Source organism: Njordella calcicola, assembly GCF_056494125.1.
Window position 1 is genome coordinate 6482994 of record NZ_CM151396.1, and the last position, 16243, is coordinate 6499236.

Below are 16243 nucleotides of genomic sequence, written 5' to 3' on the forward strand. Positions count from 1 at the left end.
GTTATATTCCGTAGGTAGAACTAACCTAGGACGCAATCAAAACAGGCCTGTATTTCGCTCCCCCTGATTGTTCGCCGGTTGCCGCTAGGATCTTGCTTCAAATGACATATCGCTGGGACTACCGGGAGCATATGCAGTTGTTCGCCTTCGTTGGGAAATGGTTGGCGTTGTGTATACCTCTGGGGATCTGCGTGGGGTCCGCGGTGGCCTTTTTTCTTTGGTCGTTGGATGCCGTCACGATGTTGCATTGGCAATATCCGTGGCTGCTATGGTTGCTGCCGCTGGCAGGTATCGTGTCAGGCCTGATGTACTACTTCGTCGGGCAGTCTGTCGAAGCCGGTAACAATCTGGTCCTGGAACAGATCCATGAACCCGGTGGTGGTGTTCCATTGCGCATGGCACCCTTGGTGCTGATTGGAACTTTGATCACGCACTTGTTTGGCGGTTCGGCGGGCCGCGAAGGGACCGCAGTCCAGATCGGCGGCGGCTTGGCTGGTGCTCTGGTACGTTGGCTCAAGCTGAAGCCTGGGGATGCGAGGATCTTGTTGATGTCCGGTGTGGCCGCAGGGTTTGGAGCGGTCTTTGGGACGCCACTGACCGGCGCGATTTTTGCATTGGAGGTGCTGGCGATCGGCCGCATGAGCTATCAGTCATTGATCCCCTGTCTCATCGCAGCGGTGGTGGGCGATCAAGTCAACGCTGCTTGGGGCATTGGACATACCCATTACGAAGTTGCCTTTGCCAACGGAGTGGTGCCCGACATCTCCAATTCGCAGACACTCGACTGGCTGTTGACTATCAAGGTCGCCATTGCCGCAATCCTTTTTGGGCTCGCCAGCGTCGTGTTTGCGCAACTGACTCATGGTGTTCAAGCGTTGTTCAAACGCTTTATCGCCATTAGTTGGTTGCGGCCCGCGGTTGGTGGATGCATCGTGATCCTGCTGGTGTGGATCGTGGGCAGCCGAGATTATTTGGGGTTGGGTGTATCGGCCAATCCCAGCACTCCGGATGCGGTCAGTATTCAATCCAGTTTTCATCCGGGGGGGGCGGGATGGTTCAGTTGGTGGTGGAAGATATTGTTCACGGCGGTGACGGTGGGCAGTGGTTTCAAAGGTGGTGAAGTCACGCCTCTCTTTTTCGTGGGTGCCGCCTTAGGAAACACGCTGGGAGTGGTCATGGGAGCGCCGGTCGATCTGATGGCCGCGCTGGGGTTCGTAGCGGTATTTGCGGGAGCAACGAAAACTCCGCTGGCCTGTACGATTATGGCAATCGAACTGTTTGTGCCTCACAGTTCGGGCTTGATGGGATCAGGTTTTGTTGTCTACGCCGCAGTTGCCTGTTTCCTGTCCTTCTTTCTCAGTGGTCGCATAAGCATCTATCGGGCGCAGCGGATCGATTCACCTAAGGAAAACTTAGTCCAAAATTAGAGTTGTTTGGCAAGAATTATGCGTAAGCAACGAATTGGGTAATGTTGATTCGCAATAATGGCAGAGTATCTGGAAAGGTGTACGCATATGAACCCGATGGTTGAAGTTCGACGTGGAAGCACGGGCAACGTAATTGCTGGCCTAGCGAGCTTTTTCTTTCCCGGGCTGGGGCAGTTGGTCCAAGGCAGACTTTTATCAGCTTTGTTTTTCTTCCTCTTAGGCTGTATCTTGTGGGTCGTTTGGTTGGGCTGGATCGTCCACATCTGGTCAGCAATCAGTGCTGCCCTTTATGAAGGCTAGGTAGCTGAGCATTCAAGATCTGTTGCTCAAGAGTGCTTTCGCTCCTCTGCGATCGTTTCAGCGATGTTCGTGGCATGATCGCGGACGCGCGTGTATGCGTTCAACGCTGCCAGGAATGCAACGCTGACCACTGGCGGCGTTGTGCCGGCCGAGAGTTCCTCTAGATGCTTCTTACGGAGCGATTTGATTTCGCTGCGGATACGTTTGCTCGCGGCATCGGTCTGATTGAGGACATTGCGATTTTGTTCCTTCATGGCGGTGTTAACCTGCAAGAGGTAATCCGTCAGGTGGCGGTTCAACTGCGTGAGGTCCGTTCGATGCGATTCTGAGAATCGGAAGCCATCGCGACGTAGTTTGCGATCGAAGTTATCTAGGTCGACAATGTAGTCACTGATCGATTCATATTCGTCGGCAAAATGGAATTGCTGCCTGGCTTCTTCTGCGGTTGCATGCGAGACATTCGCGGAAAGCAGTTTGGTAACGAACTCGGCAATTTCGTCATGCACGGAATCAAGCACCTTTTCGCGGTGGCGTAGGCGGTCGGCAAGCGTTTTGTCGGGTTCGTCTTGCTGGAGCAGTTCGGCAAGCCACTCAAGCATTTTGCTGCAGCCATCGCCCATCTTGAGGATCTCTTTGTGGGATTGCTCAATAGCCAGCAGCGGCGTGTCTAAGATTCGGATGTCCAAATCCGTTAGCTTCGGCTTCTCCTTGTATCCCTTGGAGGGCACCAGCCATGTAAGTAGCTTCACCAGCGAAGGAACCAGGAGGATAAACAGCATTGTGTTGGCAATGTTGAAGACGCTGTGCGTGGCGGCGATGGCGGCCACCGTACGTGGGTACGTTTGGTTGCCATCGACCATCACTACTTCTTGTACGTTGCCACCAACGATGAATTGAATCAATTGGATGTACCAAGGAAACACCAAGGTGATCCAAAACACACCGAGCAAATTGAAGATGACGTGGAAGTAGGCGGCACGGCGCGCATTGGTCGTCGTTCCCAGCGAAGCCAAGAACGCCGTTACCGTCGTGCCGATGTTTTCGCCCAGTACTAGGGCAGCGGCTGTCTGGTAGCTGATGATCCCTTGGGATGCCAATGAGATCGTGATGCCAAGCGTCGCGGATGAAGATTGGACCATGATGGTCAGCACACAGCCCACCAATGCGCATTTCAACACGCCGAAATAATTGTTCGCTTGAAAGGTCTTGAACCAAGCTTCGAAATCAGGCATATCCTTAATGACCGAGCATGCATCCTTCATGACTTCCAGGCCGAAGAACACCATGCCGATCCCCATCAATGACATCGCCCAATAACGCCAGCGATCGCCTTTGGAAAACAGATAGGCGAATGTTGCCGCTCCAAACAACGGCAGACCATACTTGCCCACTTTTAAAACCAAGATCCAACCTGTGATAGTCGTACCAACATTGGCCCCCATGATCACACCGACGGCTTGGCTCAATTCCATCACACCGCTATTCACAAATCCGACAACCATGACCGTCGTAATCGAACTGGACTGTACGACGCAGGTGACGATGACCCCCACAACGGTGGCGAAAAAGCGGTTGTTCGTAACGGCACCTATCAGGCGACGCAAGCTGGAGCCAGCGACTGCTTGCATGCCGTCGGACATATACTTCATCCCCAGCAAGAAGATGCCAAGGCCGCCGATCAGTTCGAAAATCAACTTGGATAAAGTCTCAAGATCCATAAGGCTGTCTGATTGTTAAGTTTTGGGGTATTTGTAGGATTGCAGTTTAATTTGGCACGCGATTTTTACCAGGAGCAAGAGGCATGGGCATCCGAAAGCCACGCGTAGGAGAAAAAGTGGTCTTTGCGAAAGAGAAGGCAAGCAGTTCGCCGGGGCCCCGCGCGCAGGAAATTTCAGCGGCCTCCAAGGGCGACACTTACAGTTATATCGTTGAAAAGTATTGGATTATTAGGCAAGTTAACGAGGATGGCTCGCTGGTTTTAATGACGCGACGGGGGAAGGATCGCACGGTTTCTGCGGGCGACATGAGGCTGCGGAGACCGAACTGGTATGAACGCATTTTCTTGCGGAATCGGTTCCCTTCTTTAGCTCAAAAACCGTCCCAACCGTCGGATATAGAGTGAATTGCGGCGGGCTCGCGATACGGATTCTCCGGAAAAATTGCGGTGCGGGTACCGCGTTTGCCCTTTATGCATTAGCTTTTGGGCGTGCTGAACCTGGATTTATTCTTTAATTGCCTCACGCTATGCCGCTTGTCACCATTTCTGATCTGTCGATTCGTTACCGCGGCCCTGCTTTGCTGGACGGAGTTCAATGCTTGATTGAGCCGGGGGAACGCATCGGTCTGCTGGGACGAAACGGCGCTGGCAAAACTACGCTCCTCAAAATGTTAGCTGGAACAGTGCAGCCCGATAGCGGCCGGATTGCCCTTACCGCTGGCGCGAACATCGCGCTGCTGCAGCAAGACGTCCCCCAGGACATTACCGGTTCGGTCCACGAAGTAGTCCTGGCTGGCGTGCCTGCCGCCAGTGCCTTGGACGATGAGGCCATGCAGGAGTGGCAACGCGAACATGCCGTGGATCAGATTTTGTCTCGCATGGACCTCGATCCAGAAGCTCGTTTTGAAAAGTTTTCGTCGGGCATGAAGCGACGCGTGTTGCTGGCCAAGGCGCTGGTCAATAATCCGGATCTGCTGTTGCTGGACGAACCGACGAACCACTTGGACATTCCGGCAATTGAATGGCTGGAAGGTTTTTTAGCTCGCTGGTCCAAGGCCTTCATCTTTATCACCCACGATCGTCAGTTTTTGCGTAAACTTGCCACGCGTATTTTAGAGATCGAAGGCGGCAAGTTATTCGATTGGACATGCGACTACGATACGTTCCTCAGTCGCAAAGAAGCGGCGCTCGCAGCCGAAGAAAAGCAGAATGCCCTCTTCGATAAAAAGTTAGCTCAAGAAGAAGTTTGGATTCGCCAGGGAATTAAGGCCAGGCGAACGCGTAATGAAGGTCGTGTGCGAGCCTTGAAAGCTCTGCGACTGCAACGCAGCGAGCGTCGTTCGGCTGTCGGTACCGCCAACATTCAAATCCAAGAAGGTATGCGCAGCGGGAATTTGGTACTGCACGCCGAGAAGCTCAGTTTTCGGTATGACGACCAAGTCATCCTGGATGACTTTTCTACCACGATCATGCGCAGCGATAAAGTTGGAATCATCGGGCGAAACGGCGCTGGCAAGACCACGCTGTTGCGCATCTTGCTTGGAAAGCTCGCTCCTCAATCCGGCTCCATTCGAGTGGGGACCAATGTTCAAGTCTTATACTTTGATCAATTGCGAGACCAACTGAACGAAGAGAAAACCGTACAAGAGGAAGTCGGCGATGGCTATGAGACTGTCAAGATCAACGGTCGTTCGCAGCACATCATCGGTTACTTGCAAGACTTTTTGTTTTCACCAGAACGAGCGCGTACACAGATCAAAATGCTGAGCGGCGGGGAACGCAATCGTGTTCTCTTGGCAAAACTGTTTACCAAGCCCGCGAACTTGATTGTCTTAGATGAACCAACCAACGACCTCGATGCGGAAACACTGGACTTGTTAGAAGAACGATTGGTGCAGTTCGAAGGAACTCTGCTGGTAGTGAGTCACGATCGCGAGTTCTTGAATAACGTCGTAACCAGTTCGATTGTCTTTGAGGAAGGCGGCGTACGCGAGTATGTTGGTGGCTACGATGACTGGCTGCGGCAATCCAAGCAGCGTGCGGAAGCGGAAACAACGCAAGCGGCTTTAGCGGCGAAAACGGCTAAGGATGCGAAAGAATCCGCATCCTCATCGTCAGGGCCTGTGGTGACCAAACCAAAGATGTCGTTCAAGCAGCAGAAAGAACTGGATGGGTTGCCAGCGAAAATCGAGCAAGCTGAAAAAGCAATCGCTGCGATCCATGCCACAATGGCGAATCCAGATTTCTATAAGCAAGCCGCTGACAAGATTGTCCAGCAGCAAAGCGAACTGCAAAAGTTAGAGAGTCAACTGGAATCTTTGTATGCACGTTGGGAAGAGCTAAGCTAGCGGCAGCAGCCAAGCTCCCAGCAGCGTCGCGAGAAATCCAACAATCCCCATGATGGTCAACGCAGCGGAAAACGTTTTCAGAGTCTGCGATACACTCATGCCCGTCATCGCGGAGACTTGCCAGAAACCGCTGTCGTTTAGCCACGGGAACGGCTTCGAACCACAACCGATCGCCAACGCTAGATAAACTGGATGGTAAGGCAACTCCATGGCGGACATGACCGGCGCGACGATCCCAGCGGTGGTAATCATGGCCACCGTAGCGCTGCCTTGAGCGGCGCGGATGATGGCGGTCAACGACCAGGCCCCTACTAAAAGCCCCCACGGTGTTTTGAATTGCTGGAAGTTCGCGGCAATCGCATCGGCCAATTGCAACTGTTGCAACGACGCCCCAAACGCGCCACCAGCACAGGTCAGCAGCACAATGACGCCCGCATCGGCTAGGCCTTTGGCGATCGCAGGACTCACGCGTTGCCGCTGCGCGTAGTAGCGAAGCAGCAAGATGGAGAAAACGGCAGTTCCTAAAAAGACGAGTCCTGGATTCGCTTCAGCAAACTTGGACAAACTAAAGGCGGCCACGGGGATCGCGATTGGAAGGATAGCCAATAAGAACGGAATCTTGCGCTGGCTAGCGTCATCGCTGGCGACCGTGAGCTTGGACTGCGGTGCATCGATTTGTTCTGGAGCGAGGTGCACCCATCGTCGGCACATGAGCCCATACGCAAATCCGCAACTGGAAGCAATCCCACCGACCACTACTCCTCCTAGCATCATGGCTTTGATGGAAACGCCTAATTCTCGGCATACCAGCAGCGGACCAGGCGTCGGAGGAACGAGTGAATGGGCCATCGTCGCTCCTACAATGATAGCCATCACCGCCGTGAGAAAAAACTCTGGCCGTTGTCTCCCAATCGCTTTGGCCAGCGGCAAAAGCAGGTAAAAAACGTTCTCGAAGAAAACTGGGACTCCCAACAGAAAACCGCTGACGGTGAGCGCCGGAGCGGTACCGCGTGGGCCAAAGACGCTGGCGATAACCATCACCAATTTGGTTGCCGCACCGCTTTCAATCAAGCAAACTCCGATGATCGCAGCCATGGTGACGGGGATGCCCAGTTTGCGAAAGGTCTCGGTGAAGCCATTGGTCAAATCCGTACCGACAGTCTCATACAAAGAAGCCTTCAAGCTTGCGACTTGATCGACCGCAATCACGTGATCATTTGGAGCAGGCATCGTGTTGGGCTGGGAATCAACTGTGTACCAAAGAAGATTGTCGGTGGATTTCGCGATGGGCTGCAACTGGATGACCTGATCCATTCGCAACTTTTGGTTGGAGCCCAACAGATAGTAAGCGCCCGGCGTGAGCGGCCGTTGCGAAGCGATCTGCTGGCCCTCGACTTGCTGAATAGACACCTGAAACTTGCGGCTGGCATTGTCCAGTTTGATCGGTGCAGGCGTTAACACCAAGATCAATAGAGTGCCCAGCAGCAAAGCGATCAGTGCATGCATGCGCAATATTAAGATGGACACTAAAACGACTGCGACACCGATCAGTGCGACGATCAATACATTCATGCGCAGGGCCAGGAGGGGAGGGAGAGGTTGGAGCAAGAGTCATTCTGCCCTATGACAGTGTACTTGAAGTGAGCGACGAAGAAACCCGTCTACCGGCGTCGTCACCTAGGCGTCGCTGGGCCAGCGTTGGCCAGCCACCGGTATTTCTCGTTGGTGACTCCCAATCGCCCTCCAGTCGAGTATGCTTACGTGGGAAATGCAAATCGTCGCACTTAGTGGCGTGACGTTCTAACAAAATGCAAACGTTTATACTTGGATTAGGCGATGTCGAAAATTCCATTACATGCTGCTTGTTTGGCTGAATTTATCGGTACATTTCTGTTGATCTTTTTTGGTTTGGGTTGCGTGCATGTCGCTGTCTTGCTGGATGGACTGACTGGCGGTTGGCAGGTCGGTATCGTCTGGGGGCTATCGATCATGTTCGCGATTTACGTCGTGGGCCCTATCAGCGGCGCGCATATCAACCCAGCCATCACCGTCGGGTTTGCCTTCTGGAAGTTATTTCCATGGACGCGTGTTGTCCCATACGTGTTGTCGCAGCTTGCTGGTGCGATGGTCGCCGCTGCGGTCTTGTTTTTTCTTTTTCAACCGTTCCTGGCAGCTAAGGAGCAAGCCAAAGGGGTCATTCGGGGCGGCGAAGGCAGTGAAATCACGGCGATGTGCTATGGCGAATACTTTCCCAATCCCGGTGGTATGGCCCAAGGGGAAGACGCCTACGATGTGGCTCAACATAGGGAGCTCAATGCCTTGGTCAGCGAGCCCGCTGCCTGTATTGCTGAAGTGATCGGCACCGCCATCCTCGCCTTGGTGGTGATTTCGTTGACGGATGCGAGAAATGTGAAAGGCCCTAAGGACTTGGCGCCAGTTTTCATCGGGTTAACCGTCACTGCGTTGATTTGCGTCATCGCGCCGTTGACGCAAGCGTGTTTCAATCCCGCTCGCGACTTTGGCCCCCGTTTGTTCGCTTACTTCGCCGGTTGGGGAAGTATTGCACTGCCTGGACCACGGCCGACTGGCTTTCTGAGCGTTTACATTATTTCACCCATAGTTGGCGCGATTCTTGGAATGGGTTTATTCCAAGTGGTCCTGGGACGCTATTATGAGAACGACTGAGATTTTTGTTCAACCAATCCTACCTCAATAGCTACAAGAGTGATTTCATGAGTGATTCCATTCGTTTCGTGATGGTTGGTGGCTTCTTAGGCGCGGGCAAGACCACGACGATTGCTCGGTTGGCCAAGGCCTATCAAGATCGCGGGTTGAAAGTTGGGATTGTTACCAACGATCAAGCGACCGATCTAGTCGATACCCACACTTTGCGCAGCCAAGGCTTTGACGTCGGCGAAGTTGCTGGGGCTTGCTTCTGCTGTAACTTTAATGAGCTCACCAAAACCACAAGCGAACTGGAACGAACTTCCAAACCTGATGTGATCATTGCCGAACCGGTGGGTAGCTGCACCGATCTGGTGGCTACGGTCATCCAGCCCATTTTGCGGCTGTACAACGAGCAGTTTACCGTAGCGCCTTACGGCGTCATTCTCAAGCCATCGCATGGTAAGCGGATCTTGAGCGGCGATGAGAACGGCGGCTTTTCGCCGAAAGCCGCTTACATATTCAAAAAGCAATTGGAGGAAGCTGATTTTGTCATCATCAATCGAGTGGACGAGTTAGCCGTCGAAGAAGTCGATCACTTGCAAGCTCTACTGCAACGCGAGATACCCGGTATTCCGATTATCCGTGCTTCCGCAAAATCGGGGCAAGGCTTTGATGTGATCCTCGAGACGTTAGACCAACAGGGGATCTTTGGTAAACGCATCTTGGATTTGGACTACGACATTTATGCCGAGGGAGAAGCCGAGTTGGGTTGGCTGAACAGCAGCATGCAAGTGACGGCTCCAGCGTCTTTCCAACTGGATCATATTTTGATGGGTGTCGTTCAGCGTTTGCAAACAGCCTTGGCCGCACAAAAAGTCGAAACGGCGCATCTGAAAGCGATCGGTTTATGGGAAGGCTTTCATGGCGTTGCGAATCTGATCAGCAGCGATACGCCACCGCAGTTATCATTGCCATCGGATTGCCAAACCAAAGTCGCGGATATTGTGGTCAATGCCAGGGTAGCCATCGATCCAGTCGAACTGCAAAAACTGGTTGAACAAGCAGTGCAAGCGACGTGTGCATCATTGGGGGCAACGGCGGAGTTTCGTCAAACGCAAAGCTTCCGACCAGGTCGCCCAGTTCCAACGCACCGCTATGCCGACGCGCTTTAAATGATCGCGAAAAACGACAGCGTCCTATAGCCCTCTGAAGCGAATGCTCCCCGCTTGTCCGGGAGATGTTTCCGTTTCTAGCAGGGGTGGGCGGTTACAAAAGGCTAGACGGTTTTGCTCATCCGCTCTGCCAGCCGCAGCAGCGTCTGGCTAGCATCCCCTTCGGCGAGCTTCGCTTGAATTATTTGCACGCAACTGCGATCGCTCCAGGCAGTCTCTAGCGCCACCCGAAAGGACGCTTCGTCGCTGACTAAGTACCCTCTACCGTTTCCGTAAATCTCTGGCAGGCGGTGATACAGCCATGGGTGAATCTCATTGAACTTCCAGTCGCCCGCATGCAAAAAGCGTTCGGTGCCGTAGCCGTGATTGTCCAAAATGATCAATATCGGCGCAAAGCCGTGACGAATAATCGTCGACAACTCCGTTCCAGTCATCTGAAATGCCCCATCGCCGCAGATGGTCACCACCCGCTCGTCGGGCCTAGCAACACACGCTCCCAATGTCGCTGGTACCGAGAACCCCATCGAGGTGTAGTAAGCAGGGCTAATAAAGTCGGTTCGCTCGTGGACCACGAGTTCCAGGGACGCAAACAAGCTGTCGCCAATATCGGCGATCACGATATTCTCCAAGCTCAGCTTCTCATTCAAAATCTTGATGATGCGACTGACTCGCAGGGAACTATCTTGCGAGTCGCCCAACTCCGATCCTATAGCAACGCCGCTGGAAAGCGGCTTGGCCGGCAAAGCTCGGCGACACTGCGGCAGTTCTTGCTTGAGCAATTCCTGGAGGAAACCTTGCAAGGGCACGCCTTGATAGTAGTGGTTCGATATCCGGAACTGCTCGCTGGTAGCATAAACGCAGTGGTTGGGATTTAAGTTCGCGGTATTGATCCCAAGATTGATGTCGGTCATGAAAGTGCCCAGCATCAATACACAGTCGCTCTCTTCGACAAACGAAGTCACCTCGCTGCGACCAATGGCTCCTTCATACAGCCCAACATACAGCGGATGTGTTTCGCGCAGCACGCTTTTGCCCAAGATGGTGGCCGCGATGGGTATCTGCGTACGCTCCGCCAACTCAAGCACCAAGTCTTGCAAACCAAACCGATGCAGTTCGACGCCGGCAAGAATCAGCGGTCGCTGCGCAGACTTCAAGCGCGAAAGCGTTTCATGAATCGCTTCACTCAATGCGGCCGCATCCACCTGGTCCTCAGCGCTGACGTACGGTTGCGATAGCGGCGGTATCACATGCACCATATCGCGGGGCAGTTCAATATACACAGGCCGCTTGTAACGATGCGCCGCATCCAGCACACGGTCAATCTCGGCAAACGCGGTAATAGGATCTTTCAACTCACAGGCTGCGATGCACAGTTTTTCGAAGACTTCATATTGAGTCCGAAACTCGCGAACCTTGTGATGCAATAAAGGATTATTCACACGTTCATTCAGCCCCGGTGCTCCACTGATCAAAACTACCGGAGATTTTTCAGCAAACGCTCCCGCAATGCTGTTGCAGACGCTGAGCCCTCCGACGCAGTAGGTCACACATAATGCGCCCATGCCGTTAAGTCTGGCATAAGCATCGGCGGCAAACCCTGCGTTATCTTCGCGAGTACAACCAATCACTTGAATGGAGCTCTGCTCCAACATGCCGTAGAACGACAGGACATAGTCGCCTGGGATACCAAACAGATCTTTGATTCCATAGTCTTGCAAGCGATTTATCAAGTACTGTCCAATAGAAACCCGAGACGTGTTTCGATCTTGATGCATACACTTGCTCCCATCCTGTGAGTTTCAACTATAATGTTGTGCCTCAAGCACTTTGCGGCAACCTGCTTCATTGTATGCGACAATGTCGGTACGCTGGTTCATCTGTGCTACAAATCTTTCCGATTGCTTCCCCAAGTCATTCCTCCCACCTAAGCCAACTTGCCATGAAACGCTTCCGCTCGCTTCTGATCACGCTGACTCTTATACCGCTGGTGCTTGTGCAAAATCGCGCTGAAGCTGGTCAGCATCAGTTCGACGTTGTGATCTATGGTGGCACGAGCGCCGCTGTCGCTGCTGCCGTGCAACTTCATCGCATGGACAAGTCGGTTGCCATCGTTTGCCCCGACCAACATCTTGGCGGCTTAAGCAGCGGCGGGCTAGGATTTTCCGACACAGGCAACAAAGCTGTCATCGGTGGCATCGCTCGCGAATTCTACCATCGCATTTGGCAACACTACCAAAAACCTGAAGCCTGGCGCTGGCAAAAAGCAGCCGAATATGGCAATGTGGGGCAAGGTACTCCCGCCATCGATGGCGAGCAACGAACCATGTGGATCTTTGAACCGCATGTGGCCGAAGGCGTGTTTGAGGATCTGATCAACGAACATTCTATCCCTGTCTTCCGAAATCAATGGCTGGATCGCGAAAGCGGTGTGACGCTGCGCGATGGCCAAATCGAATCGATCAAGACCTTATCCTCCGACGTGTTCAGTGCCAAAGCATTCATTGATGCCACCTACGAAGGCGACTTAATGGCGGCCAGCAAAGTGCCTTACCATGTTGGACGCGAGGCACAAAGCACTTATGGAGAGAAATGGGCTGGAGTCCAGACCGGTGTCCTGCATCATGGGCACCACTTCGGCAAGCTTCCTCCTATCAGCCCTTATCACGTCCCGGGCGACCCCAACAGTGGTGTGTTGCCTCTGATCAGTGCTGACCCGCCAGGCGAATTCGGATCGGCCGACCATCGCATTCAAGCTTACTGCTTTCGCATGTGTTTGACGAATCATCCGGCCAATCGCGTTCCATTTCCAAAGCCTGATAACTATGTCCCGCAACAATTCGAACTGCTTCGCCGCGTCTTTGAAGCTGGCTGGCGCGAAACGTTTCAGAAATTCGATCCGATACCCAATCTAAAAACAGACACCAACAATCATGGTCCCGTTAGTACCGATTACATTGGTGCCAATTATGATTATCCGGAAGCAACCTACCAGCGGCGTGCTGAGATCCTAGCCGCTCACCGCAACTACCAACTGGGCTGGCTGTACTACATCGCGAATGATCCCAACATCCCAAAGGATGTCCAGCAAGCGATGCAGCAGTGGGGGCTGGCCAAAGACGAGTTTGTCGACAATCAACATTGGCCGCATCAGATCTATGTCCGCGAAGCTCGCCGCATGCTCGGCAGCTTTGTCATGACCGAACACGAATTGCTGGGCACAAAGCCAACTCCGCAGTCGGTCGGCATGGGCTCTTACACCATCGATTCACACAACGTCCAGCGATACATCACGCCGGAGGGAATCGTACAAAACGAAGGTGACATTGGCGTCCACACGCCAGCGCCCTATGAAATCGCATTGGGAGCTCTGCTGCCCAAGAAGGAGGACTGCCGTAATCTTGTGGTACCTGTTTGCGTCAGTAGCTCGCATGTCGCGTTTGGCTCGATACGCATGGAACCAGTCTTTATGATTCTGGGCCAGAGCGCCGCGACCGTCGCCGCTATGTCACTCGACCGCCAAAGTGCCATGCAAGATGTGCCCTACGATGCTATCCAATCAAGGCTCATCAGCGATGGACAGATTCTCACTTTGGAGCAAACGAGAATTACAAGCCAATACTAATATCAAGGTAGATTGCAGTAATGTGCAGTTTCCCGAATGCTCTCCCGCAGTTTATTCCGCATAAACGTCATAATGGGTTGCCGAATCTTGCTATTTCGGGAACCCGCACCTTCTATTTCGTTCACTACCCAAATGGGGTGTAGAGTTGGGCAGCCGTTTTTAGCGGCAAAGAGGCGGAATGATTATTTAGTTGAAATCGCGTCACCAAGTCATGGGCTGGCTCGGGAAAGGTTTGAGATGATCAACCTGAAAAAAACGCAACGCTCCATCGTAAAGCTCGCTTTCGATGGACGGTTTTGTTTGATTGATTTTGAGTTTGCGAAAATCCTGACCGAAGATCCATTGCTCGATCGCATTGAAGACACGCTTCAATCGCTTGAGGACTTGGCATCGCAATTCAATTAATTATTTAGATGCGACGAACTCTACATCCTCACAGCATTTTTTAAACATACGCCGACTCATGATTGCCACAGCCAATACAATAGACAAGAGTAGCGAAAAGCACTCATCTGCCGAAACCTACGTTCAAGAATTAGCTCATACCGTCGAGCAAGCCGTCAGTGAGATTCGGCGCGTGAATGAGAACACTCGGATGCTGGCTCTGAACGCTCGCATCGAAGCGGCTCGCGCCGGTTCGCATGGCGCTGCCTTCGGGGTCGTTGCCAGCGAAATGCAAGATCTTTCGCTGCGCACGACTCATGTCGCTAACGATTTGGCGACCACGACCAAGGTCAAGATCGAAGACTTACTCGATTTGATCGGCAGCCAGATTCGAGGGACTCGTCTAAGCGATCTTGCACGCACGAACATCGACTTGATCGATCGCTGCTTGTATGAGCGAACTTGCGACGTACGCTGGTGGGCAACCGACAGTAGCTTGACCGACGCACTACGCGACGACCAACCCAGTGGTTACGATTACGCATCCCAACGATTGGGCGTCATTTTGGATGCCTATACCGTTTACCACGACCTTGTCCTGTGCAATACCGAGGGCTTTATTGTGGCCAACGGCCGTCCAAACCAGTTTCACTCCGCTGGCCGTTCAGTACAAAATGCAGGCTGGTTTCAACAAGCGATGCGAACCAGCAGCGGCAACGATTATGGATTCCAGACCGCACTCCACTGCGACTTGATCAACGGCCAGCCATCGCTGGTTTACTCTTGTACGGTTCGCAAGGACGGCCTAGCCAATGGGAAGGTCCTGGGCGTACTGGGAGTGCTCTTTAACTGGCAATCTCTGGCTGTTCCTATCCTGCAAAACGTTCCTATCGCTGACGACGAGCGAGACATTACCGACTGCTTGATCGTTGATCAGAGTGGTCAAATCTTAGCCAGTCAGCATGGTTGCGAAGACCACAACGGCTTGCGGATGCCATCATTTGACCGCGTCCTCGGCTCTGAGAAGGGCTTTTTTATGGGTGATTACCACGGTGAAAAGTGCTGCATCGCTCACGCCAAAGCTCCCGGCTTTGAAACCTACAGCACCGGCTGGTATTCGTTGATGATTCAGCGAGTGTAGGTGCTTGCGCTGGAATTTCTAAGGCAGGGTGTCTCCTTTCCAAGCAGTATTCGGTACAATTTGTTGGACAACTCTACCGAATGCATGGCGAAATGACCGCTCTGGGCGCGTCGCGATCGACAGCCTAGAGATCTTTTTTTGGTCTTCGTCAAGCTTTAACTTACCAGGAGATACCTTAATGCGTCGTCGTTTTGTTGTAGGCGCAGCAGCGTTTTTAAGCTGTTGCAGTTTGAGTTACCTTGCGCAAGCAGATTGGCCAACCTTCCGCGGCGCAGACCGCACTGCCATTGCCCCAGATACCAACTTGCTTGACAAGTGGCCGGCAGAAGGGCCTAAGCTGGTCTACGATGCCGTTGGTGCTGGTCGCGGCTATGCCAGCCCAGCGATTGCAGACGGGCGAATGTACACCTTGGGCGATGCACTTTCGACAGCCAATGACAAATCGGAATACCTATCGTGCTTCGATGTCGCGACTGGCAAACAACTTTGGAAGCTGAAGACCGGTCAGCCTTGGAACGATGGGCAGGAAAGCTGGCAGAGCTCGCGCAGCACGCCCACTGTCGATGGCGATCGCGTCTACGTCATTACCCCATTTGGCTCGCTGATTGCCGCTAGTACCGATGGCAACAAGCTTTGGGAAAAGAACCTGCGGTCAGAATTTGGTGGCGATAAGGCCGATATTTGGGGCTACAGCGAATCGGTCCTCATCGACGGAGACAAACTGATTTGCACTCCAGGCAAAGAAAAAGCCACCGTAGTCGCCTTGAACAAAATCAACGGCGAACTGATCTGGACTTGCGCTCGACCAGGCGACATCGGGGCTGGCCACGGCAGCGTAGTCATCTCTCAAGTCGGTGACACCAAAGTCTACGTCCAGACAACAGGCAAAGGTGCCATGGGCGTACGTGCCACCAATGGCGAACTGCTGTGGACCTACGACATTGACAAAACAACCGCCGTTATTCCAACCTCAATCGTCCGTGATGATTTGGTCTTCATGGTGGCTGGCTACAATCGTGGTGGAGCTTTGCTGCGTCAGAAAGCAGACGGCCAATCCATCAAGATCGAAGAGATCTATCCGCTCAATACGAAACTGAGCAACAAACATGGCGGCGTCGTACTCGTTGGCGATTACCTGTATGGCGATTCGGATGACAAGGGCATGCCTTTTTGTGCCGAACTGATGACAGGCGAAATCAAATGGCAAGAACAAGTTGTCCGCCGCAACTCGGCCAGCGTGGCCGCTGCAGATGGACATATCTATATCCGCTATGCCGATGGCACAATGACCCTGGTTGAAGCGAACCCTGAGAAGTTCAATCAGGTCGGCAAGTTTTCGATTCCACACAGCGGTGACCGCCCCAGTTGGGCTCACCCAGTCATCAGCGAAGGCAAACTGTACCTCCGCGAAGGTGACCACATCTTGTGCTACGACATCAGCAAGTAAGCCAGCGCCAGAAACGTG

Annotated in this window: 12 protein-coding genes; 9 read left to right on the plus strand and 3 right to left on the minus strand. The window is 53.1% G+C overall.

What is annotated here, in order from left to right; all coding sequences use genetic code 11:
• Positions 1-101 precede the first annotated feature (101 nt).
• Positions 102-1427, plus strand: coding sequence for a voltage-gated chloride channel family protein (locus tag SH302x_RS25030; RefSeq protein ID WP_479365691.1), 1326 nt, complete (start codon positions 102-104; stop codon positions 1425-1427).
• A gap of 87 nt (positions 1428-1514) precedes the next feature.
• Positions 1515-1727 (plus strand): hypothetical protein, encoded by a 213-nt coding sequence (locus SH302x_RS25035; RefSeq protein WP_479365693.1) that lies wholly within the window; start codon positions 1515-1517, stop codon positions 1725-1727.
• 26 nt (positions 1728-1753) lie between these two features.
• On the opposite strand, the gene SH302x_RS25040 is transcribed toward SH302x_RS25035, so the two are convergent.
• A complete protein-coding gene (locus tag SH302x_RS25040) occupies positions 1754-3445 on the minus strand; it encodes a Na/Pi cotransporter family protein (protein WP_479365695.1) in 1692 nt (563 codons plus the stop codon).
• 526 nt (positions 3446-3971) lie between these two features.
• On the opposite strand from SH302x_RS25040, the gene SH302x_RS25045 reads away from it, so the two are divergent.
• Positions 3972-5792 (plus strand): ATP-binding cassette domain-containing protein, encoded by a 1821-nt coding sequence (locus SH302x_RS25045; RefSeq protein ID WP_479365696.1) that lies wholly within the window; start codon positions 3972-3974, stop codon positions 5790-5792.
• On the opposite strand, the gene SH302x_RS25050 is transcribed toward SH302x_RS25045, so the two are convergent.
• On the minus strand, positions 5784-7364 hold the full coding sequence (locus SH302x_RS25050; protein ID WP_479365698.1) for a GntP family permease: 1581 nt from the start codon (positions 7362-7364) through the stop codon (positions 5784-5786). The two genes, SH302x_RS25045 and SH302x_RS25050, sit on opposite strands and share 9 nt — an antisense overlap.
• Before the next feature lie 264 nt (positions 7365-7628).
• Here SH302x_RS25050 and SH302x_RS25055 point away from each other — a divergent pair, with 264 nt between their 5' ends.
• Both SH302x_RS25055 and SH302x_RS25060 read left to right on the plus strand, forming a co-directional pair.
• Positions 7629-8477, plus strand: coding sequence for an MIP/aquaporin family protein (locus SH302x_RS25055; RefSeq protein WP_479365699.1), 849 nt, complete (start codon positions 7629-7631; stop codon positions 8475-8477).
• 47 nt (positions 8478-8524) lie between these two features.
• Positions 8525-9631 (plus strand): GTP-binding protein, encoded by a 1107-nt coding sequence (locus SH302x_RS25060; protein WP_479365700.1) that lies wholly within the window; start codon positions 8525-8527, stop codon positions 9629-9631.
• 104 nt (positions 9632-9735) lie between these two features.
• Here the strand turns inward: SH302x_RS25060 and SH302x_RS25065 are convergent, their stop codons facing one another.
• Complete coding sequence (locus SH302x_RS25065; RefSeq protein WP_479365701.1) at positions 9736-11406, minus strand: alpha-keto acid decarboxylase family protein; 1671 nt, start codon at positions 11404-11406, stop codon at positions 9736-9738.
• Between the two features lie 164 nt (positions 11407-11570).
• Here SH302x_RS25065 and SH302x_RS25070 point away from each other — a divergent pair, with 164 nt between their 5' ends.
• From SH302x_RS25070 to SH302x_RS25085, 4 genes are all read left to right on the plus strand, one after another.
• Positions 11571-13253: an FAD-dependent oxidoreductase gene (locus tag SH302x_RS25070; protein WP_479365702.1), complete on the plus strand. Its 1683-nt coding sequence runs from the start codon at positions 11571-11573 to the stop codon at positions 13251-13253.
• Positions 13254-13490: 237 nt separating this feature from the next.
• Positions 13491-13658 carry a hypothetical protein gene (locus SH302x_RS25075; RefSeq protein WP_479365704.1) on the plus strand — a complete coding sequence of 56 codons (168 nt, stop codon included), beginning with the start codon at positions 13491-13493 and terminating at the stop codon, positions 13656-13658.
• A 58-nt stretch (positions 13659-13716) separates the two neighbouring features.
• Complete coding sequence (locus SH302x_RS25080) at positions 13717-14778, plus strand: methyl-accepting chemotaxis protein (RefSeq protein WP_479365705.1); 1062 nt, start codon at positions 13717-13719, stop codon at positions 14776-14778.
• Positions 14779-14956: 178 nt separating this feature from the next.
• Positions 14957-16225, plus strand: coding sequence for a PQQ-binding-like beta-propeller repeat protein (locus SH302x_RS25085; RefSeq protein ID WP_479365706.1), 1269 nt, complete (start codon positions 14957-14959; stop codon positions 16223-16225).
• Positions 16226-16243 lie beyond the last annotated feature (18 nt).

Coding starts and splice junctions, on each gene's coding strand:
- SH302x_RS25030 (WP_479365691.1), top strand. CDS start 102: ATGACATATCGCTGGGACTACCGGGAGCATATGCAGTTGTTCGCCTTC.
- SH302x_RS25035 (WP_479365693.1), top strand. CDS start 1,515: ATGAACCCGATGGTTGAAGTTCGACGTGGAAGCACGGGCAACGTAATT.
- SH302x_RS25040 (WP_479365695.1), bottom strand. CDS start 3,445: ATGGATCTTGAGACTTTATCCAAGTTGATTTTCGAACTGATCGGCGGC.
- SH302x_RS25045 (WP_479365696.1), top strand. CDS start 3,972: ATGCCGCTTGTCACCATTTCTGATCTGTCGATTCGTTACCGCGGCCCT.
- SH302x_RS25050 (WP_479365698.1), bottom strand. CDS start 7,364: ATGAATGTATTGATCGTCGCACTGATCGGTGTCGCAGTCGTTTTAGTG.
- SH302x_RS25055 (WP_479365699.1), top strand. CDS start 7,629: ATGTCGAAAATTCCATTACATGCTGCTTGTTTGGCTGAATTTATCGGT.
- SH302x_RS25060 (WP_479365700.1), top strand. CDS start 8,525: ATGAGTGATTCCATTCGTTTCGTGATGGTTGGTGGCTTCTTAGGCGCG.
- SH302x_RS25065 (WP_479365701.1), bottom strand. CDS start 11,406: ATGCATCAAGATCGAAACACGTCTCGGGTTTCTATTGGACAGTACTTG.
- SH302x_RS25070 (WP_479365702.1), top strand. CDS start 11,571: ATGAAACGCTTCCGCTCGCTTCTGATCACGCTGACTCTTATACCGCTG.
- SH302x_RS25075 (WP_479365704.1), top strand. CDS start 13,491: ATGATCAACCTGAAAAAAACGCAACGCTCCATCGTAAAGCTCGCTTTC.
- SH302x_RS25080 (WP_479365705.1), top strand. CDS start 13,717: ATGATTGCCACAGCCAATACAATAGACAAGAGTAGCGAAAAGCACTCA.
- SH302x_RS25085 (WP_479365706.1), top strand. CDS start 14,957: ATGCGTCGTCGTTTTGTTGTAGGCGCAGCAGCGTTTTTAAGCTGTTGC.